The sequence below is a fragment of the Prosthecobacter sp. genome, from assembly GCF_044236155.1.
Taxonomy (GTDB): domain Bacteria; phylum Verrucomicrobiota; class Verrucomicrobiia; order Verrucomicrobiales; family Verrucomicrobiaceae; genus Prosthecobacter.
In genome coordinates, this window is sequence record NZ_JBIIHA010000004.1 from 185,195 (window position 1) to 207,790 (window position 22,596).

A 22,596-nucleotide genomic window follows, 5' to 3' on the forward strand; every position below is an offset into this window, starting at 1 on the left:
GAATTCTGGCACCCGTCCCCGAGTCTGGCAAACCACAGGTTTGCGGTGGCAAAGCGTGTGGAAGCGGCTAAAGACACGGCCCCCAATCAACGCCCACGCCATGGAACCGCAAGCCAACGCCCCCTCTGAATCCGAACTGCTTCAAATTCGCCGCGACAAGCTCGACGAATTGACCAAGGCGGGCGTGGACGCGTTTGGCGGCCGTTTTGACACCACGCACCAGCCCGGCGCATTGAAGGCGAATTTCGAGGAAAACCTCACGGTGAGCGTCGCGGGCCGCATTTTGAGCCGTCGCGAGATGGGGAAGGCCACCTTCTTCGACCTCGGCGACATCTCCGGCCGCATGCAGTGCTACCTGAGCAAGGGCGATGTTGGCGACGAGGCCTACAAGCAGTTCAACCACCTCGTGGACATCGGCGACTTCGTTGGCATCGAAGGCTTCACCTTCATCACCAAGCGCGGCGAGAAGTCCATCCACGTCAAAAAGCTCACGCCGCTGTCCAAGGCGCTGCGTCCGCTGCCGGACAAGTGGCATGGCGTCACCGACAAGGAGATCAAATACCGCCAGCGCTACCTCGACCTCATCTCGAATGAGAAGAGCCAGGATGTCTTCCGCAAACGCATTCAAATGGTCGCCGCCATCCGCAACTACATGCAGGAGCGCGGTTTCCTCGAAGTCGAGACGCCGATGATGCAGGACGTGCCCGGCGGTGCTGCCGCGAAGCCCTTCGAGACCTTTTTCCATGCGCTGAATCAGCCGATGTTCCTGCGCATCGCGCCGGAGCTGTATTTGAAGCGCCTGCTCGTGGCCGGTTTCACCCAAATCTTCGAATTGAACCGCAACTTCCGCAACGAAGGCCTGAGCCGCCGTCACAATCCGGAGTTCACCATGCTGGAGGCCTACTGGGCCTACGCCGACTTCGAAAAGATGGCCGACCTCGTCGAAGGCATGATCTGCCACCTCGCCGAAAACTTCTGCGGCGGCCTCAAGATCGAGCACAAGGACGACGAGGGCAATGTCACCAAGACCATCAACCTCGCCCGCCCGTGGAAGCGTGCCCGCTACACCGATCTGCTCAAGAGCATCGACCCGAAGTGGTATGACTACACACCTGCGGAGCGCAAAGCGCGTGCGCAGGAGCTCGGTGTCGAGATCGGCGCGAACTTCGAGGATTACGAGGTCACGCAGCATGTCTTCGAGCGACTCATCGAGGCGAAGCAGTTCGATCCGCTCTACGTCACCCATTGCCCGAAGGAACTCGTGCCTTTGGCCAAGCAAAACGCTGACGATGATTCCATCGTCGATGTCTATGAACTCGTCATCAACGGCCAGGAGATCAGCCCCGGCTACTCCGAGCTGAACAACCCCATCGTCCAGCGCGAGCGCCTGGAGCATCAGGCCGGCGAAGAAACGCAGAAGATCGACGAGGAGTTCATCCTCGCCCTCGAGCACGGCATGCCTCCCGCCGGCGGCATCGGCATCGGCATCGACCGCCTCATCATGATGCTCACCGGTGCCGAAAGCATCCGTGACGTGATCCTCTTCCCGCAGTTGAAGCGGAGGGAATAGGCCCCTTGCGCGAATTCCGGAACAAGTTACCATCTCTTCATGCCCGCTCTCGAAGTCATCGAACAAGAAATCATGCGCCTGCCACGCGATTCCGCGCTAGAGTTGCAAGACTGGCTGGCGGATTATCTGGATGACCAGGAGGAGCTGAATCCCGAGTTTGTGGCAGCCATCGAGCGCGGCAAACAGGATGTCGGAAACCGGCATGTGCGTGTGTTTCAACCTGCACAGGGCTGATTTTCATGAAATAGGCGACCGAGGTCTATTCACGTGAATTTGACCAGGTTTATCTATCGCTGCCCTCAGCCATCCGGCTGAGGGTGGAAGCCAAGATCCGTGAACTGGGCAGTCGCCTGGGAAAGTATCCGCACGTCCGCCTGCAAGGCAGGGAGGAATTCAAGCTGCGGGTGGGTGATTACCGGATCATTTATGAGTTCGATGCGGCTCGTAATGAGGTCTACCTGATCGCGATGGGACATCGCCGCGAAGTTTACCGCTGAATCAAGATGAAACACCTCTCTATTGCCCTGCTGTTTTCGCTTTCCACCTCCGCATCCGCAGCCTCGCCTGAAACGGCCGCACAGGCGATGAACGCCCTCGGACTCGATCTGCACCGGCAGATGCCGAAGGAGGGCAATGTGTGTCTTTCGCCCTACTCGATCGAGTCAGCGCTGGGGATGACTTACCTTGGGGCTAGCGGCGCGACGCAGGAGGAGATGGCGCGGGTGCTGCATCTGCCAAAGGACAAGGCGGCGCTGGGAGAGTCATTCGCAGCGCTGAATGCCGCGCTGGTGGAAGCGCAGGAGAAGTCTGCGAAGCAGGTGGCGCAGTCGAAGAAGTATGGCGGCCCCTCCGAGGCGCTGAAGCTGCATGTGGCGAACCGGCTTTTCGGCCAGAAGGGCTATGAGTTCCGCGCAAGCTTCCTGTCCGGCGTGAAGAGCCACTTTGGGGCGCCGATGGAGCTCATGAACTTCATGAAGGACCACACCGGAGCCACGCGCGAGATCAATGGCTGGGTGGAAAAGCAGACGCAGAAGCGGATTCGCGATTTGATCCCCGAAAACGGCCTCAGCAGCGACACGCGGCTGGTTTTGGTGAACGCGCTCTATTTCAAGGCGGCGTGGGCGGAGGAGTTTGGCGTGGCAGCCACGGGTCCGAAGCCCTTTCATGTCAACGGAGCCAAATCGACCGTCCAAGTGCCGACGATGCGACAACAAGAGCACCTGCGGTATTTGAACGGGGCAGGCTTTCAGTCGGTGACGCTGCCGTATGCGGGCCATGATCTGCATTTCCTGCTGATCGTGCCGGATGACATCAGCGGCGTGTCAGACGTGGAGAAGAAGCTGACACCAGAAACGCTGCTGGCCTGCGCCAAAGCCGAGCATCGCGAGGTGATCCTGCACCTGCCAAAGTTTAAGATCACACCACCGACCGTGCCGCTGGGCGAGGTGCTGCAAAAGATGGGCATGACGACCGCCTTCGACAAACCGCAGGGCAGCGCGGATTTCGACGCGATGGCTCCGAAGAAGCCGGATGACTACCTCGCGATCTCCGAGGTCTTCCACAAGACCTTCATCGAACTCGACGAAAAAGGGACCGAAGCCGCCGCTGCGACGGCGGTGGCAATGGTCGCCACAACGGCGATGCCTGTTGAGCGTGCAAAGCCCGTCGAACTCAAAGCCGACCGGCCATTCCTCTTTGCCATCCAGCATGCTCAAAGTGGAGCATGCCTGTTTCTTGGCCGGGTGAGCGATCCGCGATGATCTATTTCTTTGTCTTGCCCGCGTCCAGGAACTCGATGGCTTTTTTCAGCCACTCGCCCTTCGGCGGCTGGTGGGCCTGGCCGGGGATGTTCATGAATTCGACAGACTTGAAGCCTTCTTTTTTGAAACCGTTTTCAAAGACGGCCTGGGTGTTCTTGAGGTTGAAATCTTTCTCGCCGGTGACGAGGACGTAGCGGCAGTCGGTCTTGGCGAGAGCGGCGACCTCGTCGTGCGGGATGTAGCGTGCCTCGAAGACCTCGGTTTTGTCGAGCGTGACGATGTCGGTGTAAAAATTGGTGCCCATGAAGGCGATGGTGCCGGTGAACATATCGGCATAACAAACACCGAGCATGCTGGCGACACGACCGCCGCCGGAGAAGCCGGAGACATAGACGCGGTCGGGGTCGATGTCGTAGAGGTCACGCAAATTGTCATTGGCATCGACGGCCATGCGCATGCGGGCGAAGACCTCGCGGTTGTTGCCGGAATTGTGCGCGCCGACGAAGATGAGCTTCTTCTCGGCGAGCACGGCTTCCCATTCGGGCGAGATGGAGGGGGCGTTGCTTGGGCTGACCCAGATGAAAAGACCGTGGGGATCTCCCTTCTTGTATTTCTTCGGCACGATGATGTCGAACTTCTCCATGCCGACGCTGTAGGGCGGCGGGGTCTCGGCGGCGTGCATGCGCATCTTGATCTGCGCATTGTCGGAGACCTCCGGCGAACGCTGAAAGGTGATGGGCGAGCGAACACCGGGCTTGATGGTGTCGGCAGCGCTGACGAGCGAGGTGAGAAGACTGAAAAGCAGGAGGAAACGGGACATGCGCCGATGAAAGCGGCTGCCAAGGGAGATGTCGATGCTGAAATGAGTGCAATGCGGTGGCGTGAGGACGCGTTGAGGGCGCATGAAGCACCTGCTTTGCCTCCTCCTGCTCGTCTCTTTTTCCCTGCAAGCCGCCGACAGGCCGCCCAATGTCATCTTCATCCTCGCGGATGACCTCGGTTACACGGACGTGGCCTGTTTTGGCTCGAAGTATTATGAGACGCCGAACATCGACAAGCTGGCGTCTCAAGGGATGAAGTTGACGCGGCATCATCACTGCCAGAACTGCCAGCCGACGCGCGCGGCGCTCATGACCGGCCAGTATGCGCCGAGAACGGGCATCTACACGGTGGGAGGCATCGGACGCTTCGAGTGGGAGTCGCGGCCGCTGCGTCCGGTGGACAACGCGGAGAATCTGCCGCTGGAGAAGATCACGATCGCGCAGACGATGAAGCAGGCCGGTTATGCGACGGGGATGTTTGGCAAATGGCATCTCGGTCAGAGCGGCGATTTTCACCCGGGCAAGCGCGGCTTCGACGAGGCGATTGTTTCGATGGGCAAACACTTCGATTTCGCGACGCAGCCGAAGGTGGAGTACCCGAAGGACGAGTATCTGGCCGACTTCCTGACGAACAAGGCGGTTGATTTCATCCAGCGGCACAAGGACGGGCCGTTCTTTCTCTACCTGCCGCACTTCGGCGTGCATTCGCCGTATCAGGCGAAGCCGGAGCTGATAGCGAAGTTCAAGGACAAGGCGCCCGTCGGCGGGCACCATGATCCAGTTTATGCGGCGATGATCGCGAGTGTGGACGAGAGCGTGGGCCGTGTGATGGCGACGCTGGACGAGCTCAAACTGGCGGACGACACCGTCCTGGTTTTCAGCAGCGACAATGGTGGCGTGGGTGGTTACACGCGGGAAGGCATCAAGAAGAGCGGAGACACCACGGACAACGCCCCGCTGCGCAGCGGCAAGGGCAGCTTGTACGAAGGCGGGACACGCGTTCCGTTCATTGTGCGTTGGCCGGGTGTCACGAAGCCGGGATCGAGCAGCGACGTGCCGACCATCCATGTGGATCTGTTTCCGACCTTCGCGGAGATCGGCAAGGCGGCGCTTCCCGAGGGCCAGACGCTCGACGGCGAGAGCTTGGTGCCGTTGTTCCGCGATCCCGCCGCGAATTTGAAGCGTGAGGCGATTTACCAGCATTTTCCGGGCTACCTCGGCGCGGGTGAGGGCACCTGGCGTACAACGCCGGTGGGCTTGATCGAGGCCGGCGACTGGAAGTTGATGGAATTCTTCGAGGATGGCCGTCTGGAGCTGTACAACCTCAAGGATGATATCGGCGAAGCAAAAAACCTTGCGGCGGCAAACCCGGAGAAGGCCAGGGAACTGCACGCAAAGATGATGGCGTGGCGCGCGGCAATCAAAGCACCGATGCCGGCGAAGAACACGCCTCAAACAAGCCCGGAGCCGAAAAAGAAGGGCAAGGGTAAAAAGAAGAAGTCGGTGGAGTGACGCGCGTCAGCCCTTGCGGGCGATGTAAACGAAGGCTGGTGGCAGATTTCTCCACACGACGCGGGTGGTTTCGACGCCGTGCGTCAACTCATGCAGAAGGGCGCGGAACTGGCGGCCGCCGGGCAGCTTGTGGAAACCCCAGTAGGCAAAGGTGGCAAAGCAGCCTCCGGGAGCGAGATGCGGGAGCACATTGCCAAGGATGGCCTCCTGCAATCCGCGCGGGAAGGCCGTCCACGGCAGGCCGCTGATGACGGCGTCGAATTTTTCGCCAGCAGCAAGGACCTGGGAGAAATCGAATTGTTGCGCGTCCGCGCATTCAAAGCGCAATTTCGGGTAACGCGGGCGGAGCTGCTGCACGAAGGCGTCGTTCAGCTCGATGCCCAGGTAATGCGATTCGTGCGGCATGGCGTCGGCGATGGCCGTGGTGAACGCCCCGGTGCCGGGCCCGAGCTCGAGGATGCGGCGCGCCTGCCAGACACCCGCGGCCTCCATCATGCGCTCCGCCAGCGCGGGACTGGAAGGCGCCACCGCACCGATGGTTTTCCAGTTGTGGCGGAGTTCCTTGATGAAGGTGGCGGCTGACATTCGGGGTCCGATGCTAGCGAGTCCGAACGCATGCGCGAGGGCTTTTCCAGCAAGCAAATGCCACCAAACCGTCACGCGGCTGTGGCTGTCAGCGGGATAGCTCCGACTCGATGCGCCGCCCGGCCTCCGCAGCAAACTGCGTGTGCGGATGAGCGGCCCCGAGAATTTTTGCAAAGCCGTCGTGCGCACGGCGCATGCAGGCCAGCGCTTCCTTGGGCTTGGACTGCGCCTCAAGGCAAAGAGCCAGGTTGAAGCAGCTGAGAAAAACATCCGGATGCTTCGCGCCGAGCACGCGCTCACGCAGAGCCAGCACAGTGCGGTGCTCCTTTTCCGCCTCAGGATGACGTTCCTGCTCTTGAAGCACGGCGGCCAGATTATTGCGGCTTGCCAGCGTCTTGGGATGCTCCGCGCCAAGCAGGCGTTCGCGCAGGGCGAGCACGGCACGGTGCTCTTTTTCCGCCTCGGCTTGGTGTCCTTGGTCGTTGAGCGCGGTGGCGAGGTTGTTGCGGCTATCGAGTGTTTCCAAATGCTCCGCGCCCAGCACACGTTGACGCACCGTCAGCACGGCGCGGTATTCGCGCACAGCCTCGGCATGCTTGCCCAGTTCCTGCAAGGCGGCGGCGAGGTTGTTTCTGCTTAGCAATGTGTCGGGGTGCTCCGGCCCGAGCACCTCTTTGCGTATGGCCAGCACGGCGCGGTTTTCCTTCTCAGCCTCGGCATATTTGCCCTCCCCCGCGAGCGTGGCGGCGAGATCACTTCGGCTGATGAGGGTGTCGGGATGTGACTTGCCGAAGACCTGGCTGCAACTGGACACCACCTTTCGCAGCTCCATCTCGGCCTCCGGCAGCCTGCCCTGCGCGGAGAGGGCCGTGGCGCTTTGATAATGCTGGTGCAGCGCCAGCAACTGCTGGTCACGCTGGTCCTGGGCCAGCAGCGCAGAACAGAAAAAGATTACCAGAATGCATAAGTGCCTTTGACGTATGACATCCGAATCATGCTGATTCCCAAACTGCGCGGCAAGCTTAAATCAACGTCCCGCCCGCATTTCGGAGGAGGCAGGGCTGGCATCAGGACACGCCTGATTACCGATTCTTGCGAAGAAGTTCAGCTTGCTCGCGGCCGCATCCATGATGCCGAAACATTGAACGCCGCTTCCAATAAAGTCATCCAAAAGTGCCGCTTGAATCATCCACTCAAGTCACAACCGACCATGAAACCCCATCTTTTCTCCCTCGTTTTCGGAATCGCCGCCTCTCTTATGCTGACGCAATGTGCCGCGCCGGTGCAAGTCGCGCGCGCAAACGCCGCCCGTCCCTCCTCCGGCAGTGATGTCACGGTCACTACGATCGGAGACACCAGTGTGGCCACCAAACGTCTGATCAACCGCCCGCTGACCAACAAGGACATCGGCAAGGTCTATGAAGTGGTCACCTACGCATCCCCTCATGGCAGCAAGGTGGAAGATCGCATCATCGTGCGCACGACGCCGAAGCTTCAGACGAAAGTCGTCAGCCGTTGAGCGAAAGGCTGTGAGCGGGGAATGCTCTGAAGATGCCTAATTCAGGGTGAAGGCTTGACGGGCATGGTGATCTGCGGCGAGACTTTCCGCCACAACGCCATGCCTTACCTTCTCGACGCGCTCGTCATCACAGGTTACTTCGCCCTGATCATCGGCATCGGCCTTTCGCAGCGCAGCAAGAGCGGCAGTGTGGAGGGTTTCACGCTCGGGGACCGGCAGATCGCCTGGTGGGCAGTGCTGGCCTCGATCCTCGCGGCGGAGATCAGCGCGGCGACTTTCCTCGGAGCGCCGGAGTCCGGCTACAGTCGTCAGAACTGGAGCTACGCGCAGTTTGCGATCGGCACGGTGATGGCGCGCATCATCGTGAGCTTTCTGTTCATCCCGGTTTTCTACAAGCACGGAGTGATCTCCCTGTATGAGTTTCTGGAGACACGTTTCGGGCCCGTGACGCGGAAGTTTGCGTCCATCACCTTCATGTTCACCCGTGTGCTGGCGATGGGAACGCGGCTTTATGTCTCGGCCATTATCCTCGTGCTCGCCGTGGCGATGTGGCGGGGCGGGACGGTGGACGCGAACACAAAGTTCTGGCTCTATGCGGGCGCGGTGGTGGTCGTGACACTCATGACCGCGTTGTACACATCCGTGGGCGGCATCCGGGCGGTGATCTGGACGGACTTCATCCAAGTGGGTGTGCTCGTGGCATCCCTCGGCTTCACGATCCCTTATCTGCTGATGAAAATCCCCGGCGGCTGGGCTGCGGTGTCGGACGTGATCAAGGAGCCGGTCTTCTTTGACTTTGCCAAGCCCGCTGAGTCACCCGGCGCCTGGGCCTGGGTCAAGAACGTGCTCACCAATGAATACACCATCTGGGCCGCGGTCATCGGCAGCACGTTTGTGACGATGAGCACGCATGGTATCGACCAGGACACGGTGCAGCGCATGCTCACGGCCAAAAACCGCCGCCAGAGCGCCTTTGCGACGATTCTCTCCGGCATCGTCGATCTGCCAATCGTCTCCGCCTTCATCCTGATCGGCGTGCTGTTGAAAGCCTACTACAGCGCGCATCCCGCCGCAAACCTGCCTGCGGAGAGCCGCGAGGTGTTCCCCTTTTTCATCATGAACGAGATGCCCGCAGGCATGCGCGGCCTGGTGACGGCCGGCATCCTGGCCACGGCGATGGGATCTCTCAGCACGGCGCTCAATGCGCTGGCCACGAGCCTGTCGCGGGATTTCATCCTGCCGCGTTTGCCTGCGGATGCGCCGGAATCCCGACGCATCGCAGTCCTGCGCTGGAGCACGGTTTTCTTCGCGGTGATGATCATCATTGTCGGCGTGTGGACGGCTTGGTTCATGGCGCATAATCCGAAGGTGGAGATCCTGCCGCTGGTGCTCGGCATCCTTGGTTTCACCTTCGGCTCGCTGCTCGGAGTGTTCTTGCTCGCCGTGCTCACAAAGTCACGCGGTTGTGATACCGGAAACATCATCGCCATGCTATGTGGCATCGCCGCCGTGGTTTTTCTGAGCAACGTGCTTGGCATCCAGAACGCGCTGGGCATCGAGACGCCTTTCGTGCTCTCTTTCCCGTGGCGCATCACCCTGGGCACCTTCGTGACCCTGGGTGTGGCGGTGCTGTTCAAGACTCCGGAGTCGCGGCAGGCCTCAGCGCGCACCGTTGAGGCAGGTCACGCCGGGATGTGAGCATAAAAACGCGCGGGCCGATTGTCGTCCGCGCGTTTTGGCTTCTCCACGAATGATTCATGCCTGCAAATTCATTTTCTTGGATCTACGGGCCGCCGCTGGCGCGAGGATCGCGTGGAACTGCTCCGCGATGTTCCGCCAGTCGTAGTCGATGCACCGCACATGCGCGATTCCCTGTTCGGAGAGTTCCTTTCGAAGACCTTTGTCCGTGTAAAGCCTCTGCAGTGCCGCCACAAACGGCTCGTGATCGACGAGAGCGCCCGTGGTGTTGATCTCCGGGTTCATGAGCAGGCGCGAGCAGGGGATTTTCAGCGCAGGAGCGGCCCATTCGGCCAGCGCGGAAGAGTCCGGCACGATCTGCGGGATGCCGCAGGCCATGCCTTCCATCGTGGTAAGGCCCCAGCCCTCGCCCAGCGTGGTTGAGATCTGCACATCGAGGCTGCTGTAGATGAGATGGAGGTGGCGCGGGCTCTGCAGGTCACGAATGTTCTCGCCGCCGGTGAGCAGCAGACGGTCGGAGATGCCGTGGAATGCGGCGACACGTCGCAGATCCCAGCCGGTGTCCTTTTGCGCGCAATGCAGCAGAAGGAAGGCGTTCGGGACACGATGCCGCCTGATCCAGTCGGCGAAAATCTGGATCGAGAGATCGAGTCGCTTTCTTGGCTGGTTGCGGTTGAGATTGCCGACGATGAAGGCTTTGCGCGGCACGTTCAGGTCGAGCAGCCGCCGCGCCTCGTCACGCCGCACAGGCTGGAACATGCTCGTGTCGATGCCATGCGGTATGACGTGACGCCGGCCTTTGAAGCCGGCCTTAACCGCCTCCCGATGGCCGTAGTTAGTGTACCACACGGCGGCGTGCAGCTTTTTGAGCGCGTGCATGGCCGCGGGATCAAGATTTCCGCCGTCCACCGGCATGTAACCGATAAGCGGCAGGCCCTTCGGCGCGATTCTGGCGAACTGGGCCACGTTCCACCAGTCGTTGTTGATGATGACGGCGGCGGGATCGAACTCGGCGCAGAGATGCTGGAAGCGGTTCAGCCCCCACATGTCCGCGCCCTGCCAGGCAGGGATGACCTGATAGGGCAGTTGATGCGCCGCCCCGTCGTAATTGACACCAGACACCACGACGTCCCAGTCATGACGCAGGTGATTCAAAACCGCATGCGTGACGGTGGCGAAGCCGGTGGGCACCAGCGCGTCGCCGATCCACAGCAGGCGCGGTTTGCGCGTCTTGGGACACGTTGCGGAAAATCCCGTCATGGCTTCGACGGCAGGCTGCACGGCGCTGTTCGTCGGTATGCCGCTGGCCATCACCGACAGCGCACTCAGGGCTAGACTGCGCTCTGGAGCAGACGCTTTTTGGGCGGAAATTGTCGCCGAGGCGGCTCTCTGCACCGAGAGCATCTTTTTGAGCGGCGGCGGCGTCTTTTTTGACGCGGGTCTGCGCTTGGCCGCCGCTTTTTTCGCGGCGGGCCTTCTTTTGATCGCTGCTTTTTTCAGAACGGTCTTTTTTCCGGCCACAGCCTTCTTTGATGGCTTTTTCTGCGGGGTGGAGAGCTTGCGCGCCGCCGTTTTTTTCGCTCGCGGCTTCTTCTGCACGGACACGCGGGTGGTTTTTCCTTTTTTGGAGCGGGCCTTCCTTGGCTTGACGCGGGATTGGGCGGATTTGGACGGACGGCTGGCTGCTTTGCTCTTTTTGGACCGCTTTTTCATGGGATGTTGGGAGTGTGTTGAAAAATCAGTCGTGCCGGATGAGGCAGTCGGGCAGCAGCGCCTGAAGTTCGGCGATGACCGCGTGATCCACCTGCATGTCGGAGCCGCCGACACGCAGAAGTTTCAACTGTTTGCAGGCTGCGAGATGCGCGACAGCCTCATGAGTCACAAGCGGGCTGGCGGTGAGGTCGAGATTGCTGAGCGATTGTAGTTTCGACAAACCCCCAAGCGCCGCCGCGGGCATGTCCCGCAAACCGCGCAGATTCAGATTGGCGACGGTGCCGGCGGCTGCGGCCAGTGAAACCAGCTCCTCCAGGTCTTTTTCGTTTGAGATGGGCTGCCCGCTCACGGCAAAGCAAACACGCCAGATGGTGTACGACCCCGCAGGCAGATGATCAGCGTCCCAAATATCAGCCGCGCCACCCATGTCACGCGACTCATGGTCAGGCGTGAGCACGTTCAGAAAGCCCTCGTGTTCGAAGACCCAGCGCGCCAGCCGTTCTTGCGCGTCCACAGGACGTTCTGGCACCGTTGCGAGGGCGGGCGGCGTCCCGGCCGCACCGTTCTCATCATGAGATGCGGGCGCGCGCAGCCATCCTGTCTGCCATGCCGCGCCCGCGCCTCCCAACAGCAACAAAACGCCTGCGGCCCAGACCATTTGCCTCTTTCGGGACCGCCGAGGCTGGATGCGGATGGTGTCGGCGTCGGTAGGAATGCGGACCGCGTTTCCGGGCGCGTGGATGACATCGCTTTTCTGCGGACGGCGGAAGTTCTTCCAGTTCTCGCTGTTTTTGAGCAGCTTCTCCAGCACCTGGGTCATGTCGCTGACGTGCTGGTAGCGCTTCTCGGGGTTGTTCTGCATCGCCTTGCTGACGACGGCGTCGATGCTCTTGTCCGCACCGGAGCGGATGGACGGAGGCTCCCACACACCCTTCGGCACATGGCCCGTGAAAAGCTCGTAAATCATGACGCCGAGCGAATAAATATCCGCGCGGTGGTCGATCTTCCCGCCCATGTCGAGCGCTTCGGGCGCGATGTAGTCCGGTGTGCCCAGGGTAGTGCCCGTGGCCGTGTAATCCACCGAATGCGGGCCGACGACCTTCGCCAGGCCGAAGTCCGCCACTTTCACGTTCCCGCGCTCGTCGATGAGAATGTTCGCCGGCTTGATGTCACGATGCACGATGCCGCGCTCATGCGCGTACTGCAGCGCCTCGCACACCTGGGTGATGATGCGGAGGATCTGCTTCGGCTCCGGAGGATTCCGGCGGAGCAAATGCTGCAGGTCCATGCCGGAGACGAACTCCATGGCGTAATACATCTGGCCGTCGGCCGTCTCGCCGAAGTCATGCACGGCGATGATGTGCGGATGATTCAAATGCGCCAGTGCGTGCGCCTCCCGCTTGAAGCGCTCGGCGAAGCTCTCCTTGTCCCTGTTCACCTGCGGCAGCAGTTTCACCGCCACGGTGCGGTTCAGGCTCTTCTGCACGGCCTTGTACACCGCGCCCATGCCGCCACGGTCGATGAATTCGACGAACTTGTAGCCCGGGATGAGCGCGTCCAGCTCCTCCATCGTCGGTGGCGTGAAGGGCTCGAACTGTATGGCATCACTGCTCTGTTCTCGGCCTGGCTGCATAAAAACCGATTTAAGATTGTGGCGGCGCACTTGGCAAGACATCCCGGGCTGCCATTGCAAGATAATCACTAGAATGCGTTTTGCCCCTGACTCAGCGTCGCTCAAATAGCAGCCGAAGCATGTGGGCATCATCCGGCTTCTTGTCGTAAGCCAGACGGACGATGACGAGCTTCATCGATGGCACGATGTAGAGCCGCTGGCCGTAGGAACCGACGCAGGCGATGAGATCCGCGGGCGCGGAGCGGCAGAGGCAGGCGTTGCGCCAGGACTGCTCGTGCCATTTTTTGTCGAGCATGTCCTCCACATCGACTTCTCGGGCGGAGGCGGCTTCTGCGGCGTGGTTGTTCCAAAAGCCGAAGCCGTAGGCGCGGTTCGTGGCGCTGGTTTTGACCTGTGAAACCATTTCCTCGTGCTTGAGGAGCCAGGAGCCGAGTTCGCACCACTGGCGGGCGGTCTGCATGAAGCCTGCGGCAAGCAAGGGCGTGCCTTTTTGATCAGGAAGGTAGCGCTGTGAGCCAAGATCGAGCGGGCCGAGCACCTTGCGCTCCAGGTAGCGTGTGGGCGTTGTTTTTTTCTCGCGCAGCTTCCGGCCGAGCAGTTCGTGATACACCTGCAATGACGCCGGGCCGTAGATGAACGATTTTCCCGTCGTGCCTACGAGCGAGGCTTTCAGCGCCGACACGGTGCGGTCTTTGTATTCATTCTCATGCAGGCCGAAGAGCGGTTCCAGACCGCTGCTGAAGTCGAGGAGCTGCCGGATGGTGATGTTGCGCCGTTGCTTGTCGCCTTGCCACTCGGTGATCGTCTCGCTCACAGGCTCGTCGAGCCGCAAAACGCCGTCTTTTTCCGCCGCGAAGGCCGTGAGGCACCAGAAGGCCTTCGTGCCGCTGTAGATGCGATGCGGCTCGCGCTTCGTGTGGCCGTTCGTGTAGGACTCGTGCAGTGTTTTGCCGTTCTGCTTGATCAGCAGCGCATGACCGCCATGCGCGGCGGAAAAGGCGGCCGCGGCCTGGATCCGCTCCGCCGGCAGCGGCTCCACCGCTGGTGAGCTCGTGAGGAAGATGAAGAAGGCCAGGATGCGCATCATCGTGATGATGATAGCCCGCCACCTGCCGGTGGACAATCCTCCTTTGCACCCCATCATCCGCCGCATGCGCATCCTTCTTGTCGAAGACCAGGCCAAACTGCTCTCCTTTGCCAAAAAAGGACTCGAAGAGCAGGGCATCCAGGTGGACGCGGTCAGCGACGGCGATGAGGCCTGGGAAATGGCCACCACGGTGCCTTACGACGCCCTCGTGCTCGACATCATGGTGCCCGGTCGCGACGGGCTGAGCATCCTGCGCGGCCTGCGTGAGAAACGCAACAGCGTGCCGGTCATCCTGCTCACCGCGCGCAGCACGCTGCCGGAAAAGATCGAAGGGTTGAATCTGGGCGCGGATGACTACATGACGAAGCCGTTCTTTGTCGAGGAGCTGGCCGCGCGCCTGCACACCGTGGTGCGGCGCAAATCGGGCGATACGAGCCACCTGCTGCGCGTGGACGATCTGTGCATGAACCTGCTGGAGCGCAAAGTGAGCCGCAGTGGCGAGGACATCGAGCTCAGCACGCGCGAGTTCGAGCTCCTGGAGCATCTGATGCGCAGCCCGGGCCGCGTTTTCGGCCGCATGCAGATTTATGAGCATGTGTGGGGCTACAACATGGACCCCGAAACCAATCTGGTGGAGGTGTACATCCAGCGCCTGCGCTCAAAAATCGACAAGGATCGCGAAAAGAAGCTCATCCGCACCGTACGCGGCGTGGGTTATGCCCTGGGCGGTGCATGACGGCGCTCAAGGCAGCGGCACGACTTTGCGCTGACGTTTTTCAAACCGCACGGTGGTCGTGTAGCCGACGCCGCGGACGAGGTCGAGCGCCTTGTCAAAGTCCACGCCGACATCGGTGGGCACATGGGCGTCGGAATTGATGACGATGGGCACCTTCGCGCTGAAGGCCATCTCCAGCATCTCGCGGGCGGGGTAGATTTCGCGCACATCCTTGCGCAGCCCGGCGGTGCTGACTTCGAGGATACCGTTGGTGTCCACGAGCGCCTGGATCACGGGCTCGTAATAGTGCCGCAGATCGCCCGCAGGTCGCAAACCAAAGCGTTTGGCGAGGTCGGGATGCGCGTGAAAGTCAAACTGCCGCGTGCGGATCATCTGCTCGTAGAGCTTCCAATACATGCCCCACATGTGCTCGATATCGGCGGCGGTCTTCCAGCGCGAGACGTGCTTCGGATCATCCACCGCGATGCCGTCGTGGATGTAATGCACGCTGCCGATGAGGTAATCCCAGTCCGCCATGCCGGCGGTTTCGTCGATCCACTTTTGATAGCCGTCGATGTGGTCGCATTCGAGTGCGAGACGGATGGGGAAGTCCGGCAGCGCCTCGCGCGCCTCCTGCACGAGTTCAAAGTAGCGCGGCAGGTCGGAGAGCGGCATGCGCCAGTTGTCGTACTGCTCAGGCATCGGGTTGTGGTCCGACAGGCCGATCTCCGCGAGGCCGATCTGCCGCGCATGCCGCGCATAATCGACCGGATTGCCCTCGGCGTGCAGACAGAGCGGCGTGTGCGTGTGGTAGTCGGTGAGCATGGGGCTTTTTCACCGCAATGCGGCTTCTGGCAAGTTGATCGGGCGGCAATTCGCGGCATGGAGGCTGCATGGCCTCCCTCAAAGCCTTCATTTTCGACCTCGACGGCACTTTGATCGACTCGCTCGCGGACATCGCGGAGTCGATCAATCGCATGCTGGACGCGCGGGGTTATCCGCGCTGCGAGCAGGAGCTTTTCAAGCAGATGGTGGGCGATGGCATGGAGAAACTCGTCGAGCGCGCGCTGCCGGAAGCCGTGCGGAGCGACGCATTGATCAAGATTTGCGTGGAGGAGTATCGCGCGCATTACGACACGCTGTGGAACGCGCAAACGCGGCCTTATGCAGGCATCGTGGAGATGCTGGCAGAGCTGAAGGCACGCGGCATGAAGCTCGGCGTGATCTCGAACAAAGCACACCGCTTCACGGTGCCGATGACGGAGCACTTTTTCGGCACAGGCTGCTTCGACCACATCCTCGGCCAGCGGAATGAAGTCCCGCGCAAGCCGGCGCCGGATGGCGCGCGCGAGATGGCGGCCTTCCTCGGCCTTAAAACGGACGAGATGGCGTATGTCGGTGACTCAGGCATCGACATGGCCTTCGCAAAAGCCGGCGGCATGCGCGCCGTGGGCGTTCGCTGGGGATTCCGCAGCGAGGAGGAGTTGCGCGAGAACGGCGCGGACGCGCTCATTTCCGCGCCGGGCGAATTGTTCGATCTTTGCTGAAAATAATCTGCCACGCGCAGCTTGAGCGATTTACACAGGCCACTTAGAATCGGCCCGCTGTGAAACCCCATACTTCCCTTGTCCTTCTGCGTGCCGGTCTTGTGCTGGGCACGGTTTTCCTGGCTTCCTGCCAGCTTTTCAAAAAGAAGCCCCCGCCCCCGCCGCCAGAGCCGGTGAAAGAGCAGTGGAAGTATCCCGGTGAGTGGACCGGCGGCAACAAGCCGATCACCAGCATCGCCATCAACGTGGATGTGCAGCGCGCCATGCTCTACAGCGGCGACGAACTCGTCGGCTGGACCTATGTGGCCAGCGGCATCCCGAGCTTCCCCACGCCCACAGGCAGCTTCAAAATCCTCGAAAAGGTGAAGGACAAGGTCTCCAACCTCTACGGCAAAGGCTACGACGCGAACGGCAAGCTGGTGAACTCGGACTTCAAGCAGGGCCGTGACCTCCTGCCGCCCGGCGGACGTTTCGAGGCGGCGAAGATGACTTACTTCATGCGCCTGACCGGCGACGGCGTGGGCATGCACATCGGCCCGATTCCAAAACCCGGCCGCCGCGCCTCGCACGGCTGCATCCGTCTGCCCTCCAAGATGGCTCCCATCCTCTTCGCGCACACGTCCATCGGCACACCGGTGACGATCACGGGGAACGGTCCCGACTATCAGAGTTACCTCAAGCAGTCAGCGGAAAAGGCGAAGGCGAATGCCGCCAAGTATGCCGCTGCGAAGAAAAAGGCCGAGGATGCCGCTGCGGCGGCCGCAGCCGCCACCGCGCTGGCACCTGACGATCCGAACGGTCCGACTGGTGGAAACGGGAATGGCACTGGAAAACCGGCCGGCACCGCCCCGGCCCCCACCAATGGCACCACGCCGGCTCCAACGCCGCCGCCTTTGGGTTCTCCTCCCGGCACACCTTCATCCGCACCTACCGAAGAAGTCAAACCGGCCGTGCCGGCGAATCCGGCTCCTGCGCCGGGCGCGGCGCAGTAACAGGTTTCATTTGATTCATCAAATCAACAACGAGGCGGGCAGCAATGCCCGCCTTTTTGATTTGATAAGGTGGTGCAAATCACTGGAGAGGGAAGGGGCCTGTGTGGTCTGCCAGACTGGCAGCAGCCAGCAACAAAAAGGCACGCGGTCTTTCGACCGCGTGCCTTGAAATAGACAGGACGCTTTTTACGCCTTCCCGCCCGCAGCAGTCGCGGCGGCGATGGCCTGCTGGGCCTTCATCTGCTCGATCTGGGCGTCGAGCACCTGGCGCTTGAGGCTGGTGCCGGTCTTCTTCGCATACCAGAGCACGAGCGGGCTGGCGATGAAGATGGAGGAGTAAGTTCCAAGCAGCACACCGATGGTGATCGGCATGGCGAACTCGAGCATGGCCGGATTCCCGAGGAAAAGCAGCACAATCATCGGAGCGAGCGCCGTGGGGCCGGTGAGGAGCGTGCGGGAGAGCGTCTTGCAGATGGCCTCGTTCATCATTTCGCGCATGCTGCCGCCGCCACCACGCTGAATCGTCTCACGAATGCGGTCGAAGACGACGATGGTGTCGTTGATCGAGTAACCGGCGATGGTGAGCAGCGCGCCGACGTGGATGATGCTGAGCTCCTGGCCGAAAAGAACGCACAGACCGGGCACCATGAGCACGTCATGGAAGAGCGCAATGATCGCACCGAGGGCGAAGGCAAACTCATAGCGCATCATCAGGTAGATGAAGATGGCGAGGAGGGCGACTGCCATGGCGATGAGCGAGGTGTTCATCGCCTCGTCACCGATCACGGAGCCAACTGTGGCGATGCTGGTGCCGGCGATGGTGTCGTCCTTCCATTTGCCGGTGATGGCGGCCTCGATCACCGCGCTGCTCTTTTCCTCGCAGCGGATGCTCAGGTTCAGCGCGCCGGTGGTGGGGTCTTTCTTGGGCTGGATGTAGTAGCTGCCGAGGTCCTTGCCGTCCGTCTGCTTGAGCCCTTTGAAAGCGGCGCCGAACTCCTCCTCGGTGATGTTTTTGCCGGGCTTGAGCACCACGTCCACCCGACCGCCGCCGCGGAAGTCGATGCCGAGGCTGCCTTCCCGGCCCTTCACGAAGAGGGTGGCGAAGGAGATCGCGGTCACTACCAGTGAGGCGATGATGAACTTCGGCGCGGAGGACAGGATGTCGAAAACCTTGTCCGGAATGATGCGGGTGGTGTGGATTCGGGTGAGGATGTTCTTGTCCACGATCCAGATGAAGATCACGCGGGTGACGATAAGCGCGCCGATCATGGAGGACAGAAGGCCGATCATGAGCGTGACGGCGAATCCTTTGACCAGGCCGCCGGAGATCGCGAAGAGGATGACCGCCGAGATGAGCGTGGTGATGTTCGAGTCGGCGATGGCGGAGAACGCCTTCTCATACGCGGCCTCCAGCGCGGCCGCGAGGGACTTGCCCGCCTCCATTTCCTCACGCAGACGCTCGTAGATGAGCACGTTCGCGTCCACGGCCATGCCGATGGTCAGCACAAGGCCGGCGATGCCGGGCATGGTCAGTGTGAAGCCGAAGAGCGACATCGCGCCGAACAGGATCGCCATGTTGATGACGAGACCGATGATCGCCACGAAACCGGCGAGGCGGTAGATGAAGAACATGAACAGCGTGGTGATGACCAGCGCGGCGATGCCGACCCACTTCCCCTGGTCGATCGAGGACTGGCCGTAGGCGGAGGACACGGAGCTTTCCGAGAGGATGATCATCGGGTTGCGCAGCGGATTGTTCAGCAGCGTGGCCAGCGTGTCGGCCTCCTGCGGGCTGAAGCCCTTGCTGCCGCCGGAGATCTCCGCGCGGCCGCCGTAGTTTTTGGCGCGCAGCGCCGGCGCGGAATGGATGAAGCCGTCCACGATGATCGCCATCTGGTTCTGGTAGTGCACTGCGGCCAGCTCGTCGAAGCGCTTCGCGCCCTCGCTGTTGAGTTCGAGCACGACCTTGTTGCCCTCGGCATCAACGATGCGGTAGGCCTTTGCGACGACATCGCCCTCGAGGTCCGGCATGTCACGCACGAGCTCGGAGGTGGCCAGCACGGTGCCGTCCTTCGCGGTCTCAGGCACGCGGTACTGCATTTCTGCCCAACCCGGCTCCTTGATGCCGCCGCGGGCCTTGATCTGCTCGAGTTTCGTTCTGCCATCGGGATGCACGCGGCGGAATTCGAGGTGCGCCACCTGCTGGATCTTGTCGCGCACGTCCTTGATCTCCTCCTGGGAGATGCCGGGCATCTGAATGACGATGCGGTCAGTGCCCTCGGGCTGGAGCGTGAGGTCTTTCGAGCCGTCCGGGCTGAGGCGCTTTTCCAGGATGCCGATGGCCTGCTGCACGTCAGAGCTTGTCACAGCACGCGGCGTGCCGTCGTCATTCTTGCCAGGCTCCAGCTTCACGATGAACTCGCTGCCGCCCTTGAGGTCGATGCCAAATTTGATCCCCAGCGCGTTCACGGTGTAAAGGGAGGCGAAGGCAGTCAGCGCGATGAGCAGCGTGCCGGTGATCCGCTTGGTCTTGTGGACGGCGGTGCCGACATAGACGAGCAGCATCAGCAGGATGGTGGCACCGACGAGGAAGGTGGCGAGGGGGTTCATGAACGGGTTGGCTGGAGGTTGGGACTAAAAATGAAGAATGATGAATTCAGAATGACGAGTGGCCGGAACCGGAGGGCGTGGTGTGAATCAGGAAAGAATGTTCGGCATTCGGGTTTCGGCATTCCGCCGTCAGGCGGGTGTCGCCTCGACCACGTCCGACTTCTTCGTCACGGCGGCGATCTTGGAGCGCTCGAACTCGACCTTCACATTGTCGGCGATCTTCACCATGACGGTGCGGTCCTTCACGCTGGTGATGATGCCGTGCACGCCGCTCTCCATGATGACATGGTCGCCCACCTTCACGGCGGCGATGAGGGCCTGATGCTCCTTCATGCGCTTCTGCTGCGGGCGGAAGATGATGAAGTACATCACCACGATCATGAGGATCGGGAGCATCATCGGGCTGCCGAGGATGCCACCCTGCTGTCCGGCGGCCTGGGCCAGGATGAGGGTATTTTCAAAGGAAGAAGTGTTCATGATTCGGGGGAGGGAGTGTTTTTGTAGCGGGCGACTACCTCCGCCCTGAACTCGGCGAAACAACCCTGTTCGATCGCTTGACGTGCCCTGGACGTGAGGGACGCGTAGAAATGCAGGTTATGAAGAGAAATCAACCGCAAACCCATGATCTCCTGAGCCATCACCAAATGCCGGATGTAGGCCCGTGAGAAGCCCTGGACGAGCGGATGCGTGTCCTCGGCGATGGGGCGGAAATCGCGGGCGTAGCAGGCATTCCGCAGGTTCATCATCCCGTCGTGGGTGAAGGCAGTGCCGTTGCGGGCCAGTCGCGTGGGCAAAACGCAGTCGAACATGTCGATCCCGCGGGCGATGAGCTCGATGACCTGCGGCGGCGTGCCGAGGCCCATGGCGTAGCGAGCTTGATTGGCGGGAAGCAGCGGCGTCACCCACTCGGCGATGCGCATCATGTCCTCCTCGGGCTCGCCGACGCTCAGACCACCGATGGCGTAACCGTCAAAACCCATCGCGACGAGTTCGCGGGCGGATTTTTTCCGCAAATCCTCATACACACTGCCCTGCACGATGCCGAAGTGCTGCTGCGACCCGCCGCCGGTCTGCGGACGGTTTTGGTCGATCCACTCGCGGCAGCGTTTTGCCCACCGGAGGGTCAAATCGAGGCTTTTGGAGGCTTCTTTGGCCTCACAGGGATACGGCGTGCATTCGTCGAAAAGCATCGCGATGTCCGATCCGAGCGTCGCCTGGATCTCCATGCTTGTTTCCGGCCCGATGAACATCGGCGTGCCGTCGAGGTGGTTCTGAAAGTGAACGCCTTCCTCTTTGATTTTGCGCAGTTTCGCCAGCGAGAAGACCTGGAAGCCGCCGCTGTCCGTCAAAATGGGCCGGTCCCAGTTCGAGAAGGCATGCAGGCCGTCTGCTTCCTTCATGATCTCCATCCCGGGCCTCACAAAGAGGTGGTAGGTGTTCCCGAGGATGATCTGCGCGCCCAGCGCCTTCAGCTCCTGCGGATGCACGGCCTTCACCGTGCCCTGCGTGCCCACCGGCATGAAAACCGGCGTCTCCACCACGCCATGCGGCGTCGTCAGCCGCCCGCGACGGGCGAGAGACGAGGAATCAGTGGCGAGAAGTTCAAAAGGCATGCGGGGCCGGAAAAAGGGCAGGGAGTCTCGCCGATGTGCCCTCAGGACGCAACGCCGCCTTGCTCATTTCTCAATCCGCCCTACTCTCGCCGCCCTTATGCTCAGAGCCGGTATCGTTGGCCTTCCGAACGTTGGCAAATCCACCCTTTTTAATGCCGTCACCCGCACCCGCAAGGCGGAGGCGGCGAACTATCCTTTCTGCACCATCGAGCCAAACACCGGCGTCGTCACCGTGCCTGACGAACGCCTCGCGGTGCTTTCGAAGCTCTCCGGCTCGCAGAAGCTCGTCCCGGCTGCGATCGAGTTCGTCGATATTGCCGGTCTCGTGAAGGGTGCCAGCCAGGGCGAGGGCCTCGGAAACAAGTTTTTGAGTCACATCCGCGAGGTGGACGCCATCGTCCACGTCGTGCGCTGCTTTGAAAATGGCGACATCACGCACGTGAGCGGCAGCATTGATCCCGTGGCCGACATTGAAGTCATCAACACCGAACTCATTCTCGCCGACATGGACGCCGTGCAGCGTCGCAAGGACAAGGCCGAAAAAAATGCCAAACGGGGCGAAAAAGAGGCCAAAGCCGAGCTTTCTCTCTGTGAGAAGCTCATCCCGCACTTCGACGCCGGAAAACCCGCCGTCACGCTCGAACTCAGCGATGACGAGCGCAAACTGCTCAAGACCTTCTTCCTGCTGACCTCGAAGCCCTGCATCTTCGCCTGCAACGTGGCCGAAAGTGATCTCGCCTCCGCGTCCAAAGATCCGGACAATCATCCCTTCGTCGGCAAAGTGCGCGAATACGTCAAACACGCGCACGAAGCCACCGCCGTTGTCGTCAGCGCCGCCATCGAGAGCGAATTGATCGACCTCAGCGATGAAGACGCGAAAGCGTACCTCGCCGACATCGGCGTGACGGACAGCGGCGTGTCGCGCCTCATCAAAGGCGCGTATGATTTGCTCGGCCTGCAGACCTATTTGACCACCGGTGAGAAGGAAACGCGCGCCTGGACCATCACGAAGGGCATGAAGGCCCCGCAGGCCGCCGGCGTGATCCACGGCGATTTCGAGCGCGGCTTCATCGCGGGTGAAATCGTGCACTTCAACGACCTCGTCGAACTCGGGTCCCACGCGAAGTGCCGCGAAAAAGGCAAGCTGCGCATCGAAGGCAAGGAATACGTCATGCGCGACGGCGACGTCGTCGAATGGCGGTTTAATGTGTGAGGCCAGGA

The 22,596-nt window shown here is 61.2% G+C and carries 20 protein-coding genes and 1 pseudogene; 11 read left to right on the plus strand and 10 right to left on the minus strand.

The annotated features are described in order from the left end of the window. The first annotated feature begins 100 nt into the window (after positions 1-100). The 4 genes and pseudogenes from lysS (at position 101) to ACILSE_RS05680 (ending at position 3,330) form a co-directional block, all read left to right on the plus strand. Entirely contained in the window at positions 101-1,570 is a 1,470-nt protein-coding gene (gene lysS, locus ACILSE_RS05665) for a lysine--tRNA ligase (protein ID WP_395716394.1), read from the plus strand. 39 nt (positions 1,571-1,609) lie between these two features. Beyond that, positions 1,610-1,804, plus strand: a complete 195-nt coding sequence (locus ACILSE_RS05670; protein WP_395716395.1) for a hypothetical protein — start codon at positions 1,610-1,612, stop codon at positions 1,802-1,804. A gap of 47 nt (positions 1,805-1,851) precedes the next feature. Beyond that, positions 1,852-2,067: pseudogene (locus ACILSE_RS05675) on the plus strand (type II toxin-antitoxin system RelE/ParE family toxin); the annotation flags it as partial. A 6-nt stretch (positions 2,068-2,073) separates the two neighbouring features. After that, on the plus strand, positions 2,074-3,330 hold the full coding sequence (locus ACILSE_RS05680; protein ID WP_395716396.1) for a serpin family protein: 1,257 nt from the start codon (positions 2,074-2,076) through the stop codon (positions 3,328-3,330). Position 3,331: 1 nt separating this feature from the next. Here the strand turns inward: ACILSE_RS05680 and ACILSE_RS05685 are convergent, their stop codons facing one another. Next, positions 3,332-4,150: a hypothetical protein gene (locus ACILSE_RS05685; RefSeq protein WP_395716397.1), complete on the minus strand. Its 819-nt coding sequence runs from the start codon at positions 4,148-4,150 to the stop codon at positions 3,332-3,334. Between the two features lie 82 nt (positions 4,151-4,232). On the opposite strand from ACILSE_RS05685, the gene ACILSE_RS05690 reads away from it, so the two are divergent. Continuing rightward, positions 4,233-5,663 carry a sulfatase gene (locus tag ACILSE_RS05690; protein ID WP_395716398.1) on the plus strand — a complete coding sequence of 477 codons (1,431 nt, stop codon included), beginning with the start codon at positions 4,233-4,235 and terminating at the stop codon, positions 5,661-5,663. Between the two features lie 6 nt (positions 5,664-5,669). Here ACILSE_RS05690 and ACILSE_RS05695 read toward each other — a convergent pair whose 3' ends face one another. Both ACILSE_RS05695 and ACILSE_RS05700 read right to left on the minus strand, forming a co-directional pair. Beyond that, on the minus strand, positions 5,670-6,248 hold the full coding sequence (locus tag ACILSE_RS05695; protein ID WP_395716399.1) for a class I SAM-dependent methyltransferase: 579 nt from the start codon (positions 6,246-6,248) through the stop codon (positions 5,670-5,672). An 88-nt stretch (positions 6,249-6,336) separates the two neighbouring features. Beyond that, complete coding sequence (locus ACILSE_RS05700) at positions 6,337-7,152, minus strand: tetratricopeptide repeat protein (protein ID WP_395716400.1); 816 nt, start codon at positions 7,150-7,152, stop codon at positions 6,337-6,339. Positions 7,153-7,242: 90 nt separating this feature from the next. Between ACILSE_RS05700 and ACILSE_RS05705 the strand changes: the two genes are divergently transcribed. After that, a complete protein-coding gene (locus ACILSE_RS05705; protein ID WP_395716401.1) occupies positions 7,243-7,767 on the plus strand; it encodes a hypothetical protein in 525 nt (174 codons plus the stop codon). A gap of 99 nt (positions 7,768-7,866) precedes the next feature. Next, positions 7,867-9,465 carry a sodium:solute symporter gene (locus tag ACILSE_RS05710; RefSeq protein ID WP_395716402.1) on the plus strand — a complete coding sequence of 533 codons (1,599 nt, stop codon included), beginning with the start codon at positions 7,867-7,869 and terminating at the stop codon, positions 9,463-9,465. A gap of 57 nt (positions 9,466-9,522) precedes the next feature. Here ACILSE_RS05710 and ACILSE_RS05715 read toward each other — a convergent pair whose 3' ends face one another. The 3 genes from ACILSE_RS05715 to ACILSE_RS05725 all read right to left on the minus strand — a co-directional run bounded on the left by ACILSE_RS05715 (position 9,523) and on the right by ACILSE_RS05725 (position 13,898). Beyond that, positions 9,523-11,178: a glycosyltransferase gene (locus ACILSE_RS05715; RefSeq protein ID WP_395716403.1), complete on the minus strand. Its 1,656-nt coding sequence runs from the start codon at positions 11,176-11,178 to the stop codon at positions 9,523-9,525. A gap of 25 nt (positions 11,179-11,203) precedes the next feature. Further along, positions 11,204-12,811 (minus strand): serine/threonine-protein kinase, encoded by a 1,608-nt coding sequence (locus ACILSE_RS05720; RefSeq protein ID WP_395716404.1) that lies wholly within the window; start codon positions 12,809-12,811, stop codon positions 11,204-11,206. A 91-nt stretch (positions 12,812-12,902) separates the two neighbouring features. Next, the gene (locus tag ACILSE_RS05725) at positions 12,903-13,898 is read right to left on the minus strand and encodes a serine hydrolase (protein WP_395716405.1); all 996 of its coding nucleotides are present in this window, start codon (positions 13,896-13,898) and stop codon (positions 12,903-12,905) included. Between the two features lie 64 nt (positions 13,899-13,962). Between ACILSE_RS05725 and ACILSE_RS05730 the strand changes: the two genes are divergently transcribed. Continuing rightward, a complete protein-coding gene (locus tag ACILSE_RS05730) occupies positions 13,963-14,634 on the plus strand; it encodes a response regulator transcription factor (protein WP_395716406.1) in 672 nt (223 codons plus the stop codon). Positions 14,635-14,640: 6 nt separating this feature from the next. On the opposite strand, the gene ACILSE_RS05735 is transcribed toward ACILSE_RS05730, so the two are convergent. After that, positions 14,641-15,438: a histidinol-phosphatase HisJ family protein gene (locus tag ACILSE_RS05735; RefSeq protein WP_395716407.1), complete on the minus strand. Its 798-nt coding sequence runs from the start codon at positions 15,436-15,438 to the stop codon at positions 14,641-14,643. A 68-nt stretch (positions 15,439-15,506) separates the two neighbouring features. On the opposite strand from ACILSE_RS05735, the gene ACILSE_RS05740 reads away from it, so the two are divergent. Then, positions 15,507-16,160 carry an HAD family hydrolase gene (locus tag ACILSE_RS05740; RefSeq protein WP_395716408.1) on the plus strand — a complete coding sequence of 218 codons (654 nt, stop codon included), beginning with the start codon at positions 15,507-15,509 and terminating at the stop codon, positions 16,158-16,160. 59 nt (positions 16,161-16,219) lie between these two features. Next, positions 16,220-17,152, plus strand: a complete 933-nt coding sequence (locus tag ACILSE_RS05745; RefSeq protein ID WP_395716409.1) for a L,D-transpeptidase family protein — start codon at positions 16,220-16,222, stop codon at positions 17,150-17,152. A 186-nt stretch (positions 17,153-17,338) separates the two neighbouring features. Here ACILSE_RS05745 and secD read toward each other — a convergent pair whose 3' ends face one another. The 3 genes from secD to tgt all read right to left on the minus strand — a co-directional run bounded on the left by secD (position 17,339) and on the right by tgt (position 21,375). After that, positions 17,339-19,762 (minus strand): protein translocase subunit SecD, encoded by a 2,424-nt coding sequence (gene secD, locus ACILSE_RS05750; RefSeq protein ID WP_395716410.1) that lies wholly within the window; start codon positions 19,760-19,762, stop codon positions 17,339-17,341. A 129-nt stretch (positions 19,763-19,891) separates the two neighbouring features. Beyond that, a complete protein-coding gene (gene yajC / locus ACILSE_RS05755) occupies positions 19,892-20,239 on the minus strand; it encodes a preprotein translocase subunit YajC (RefSeq protein WP_395716411.1) in 348 nt (115 codons plus the stop codon). Next, positions 20,236-21,375 (minus strand): tRNA guanosine(34) transglycosylase Tgt, encoded by a 1,140-nt coding sequence (tgt, locus tag ACILSE_RS05760; RefSeq protein ID WP_395716412.1) that lies wholly within the window; start codon positions 21,373-21,375, stop codon positions 20,236-20,238. Before tgt ends, yajC begins: the two co-directional genes overlap by 4 nt. Before the next feature lie 97 nt (positions 21,376-21,472). On the opposite strand from tgt, the gene ychF reads away from it, so the two are divergent. Continuing rightward, positions 21,473-22,588, plus strand: a complete 1,116-nt coding sequence (gene ychF / locus ACILSE_RS05765) for a redox-regulated ATPase YchF (RefSeq protein WP_395716413.1) — start codon at positions 21,473-21,475, stop codon at positions 22,586-22,588. Positions 22,589-22,596 lie beyond the last annotated feature (8 nt).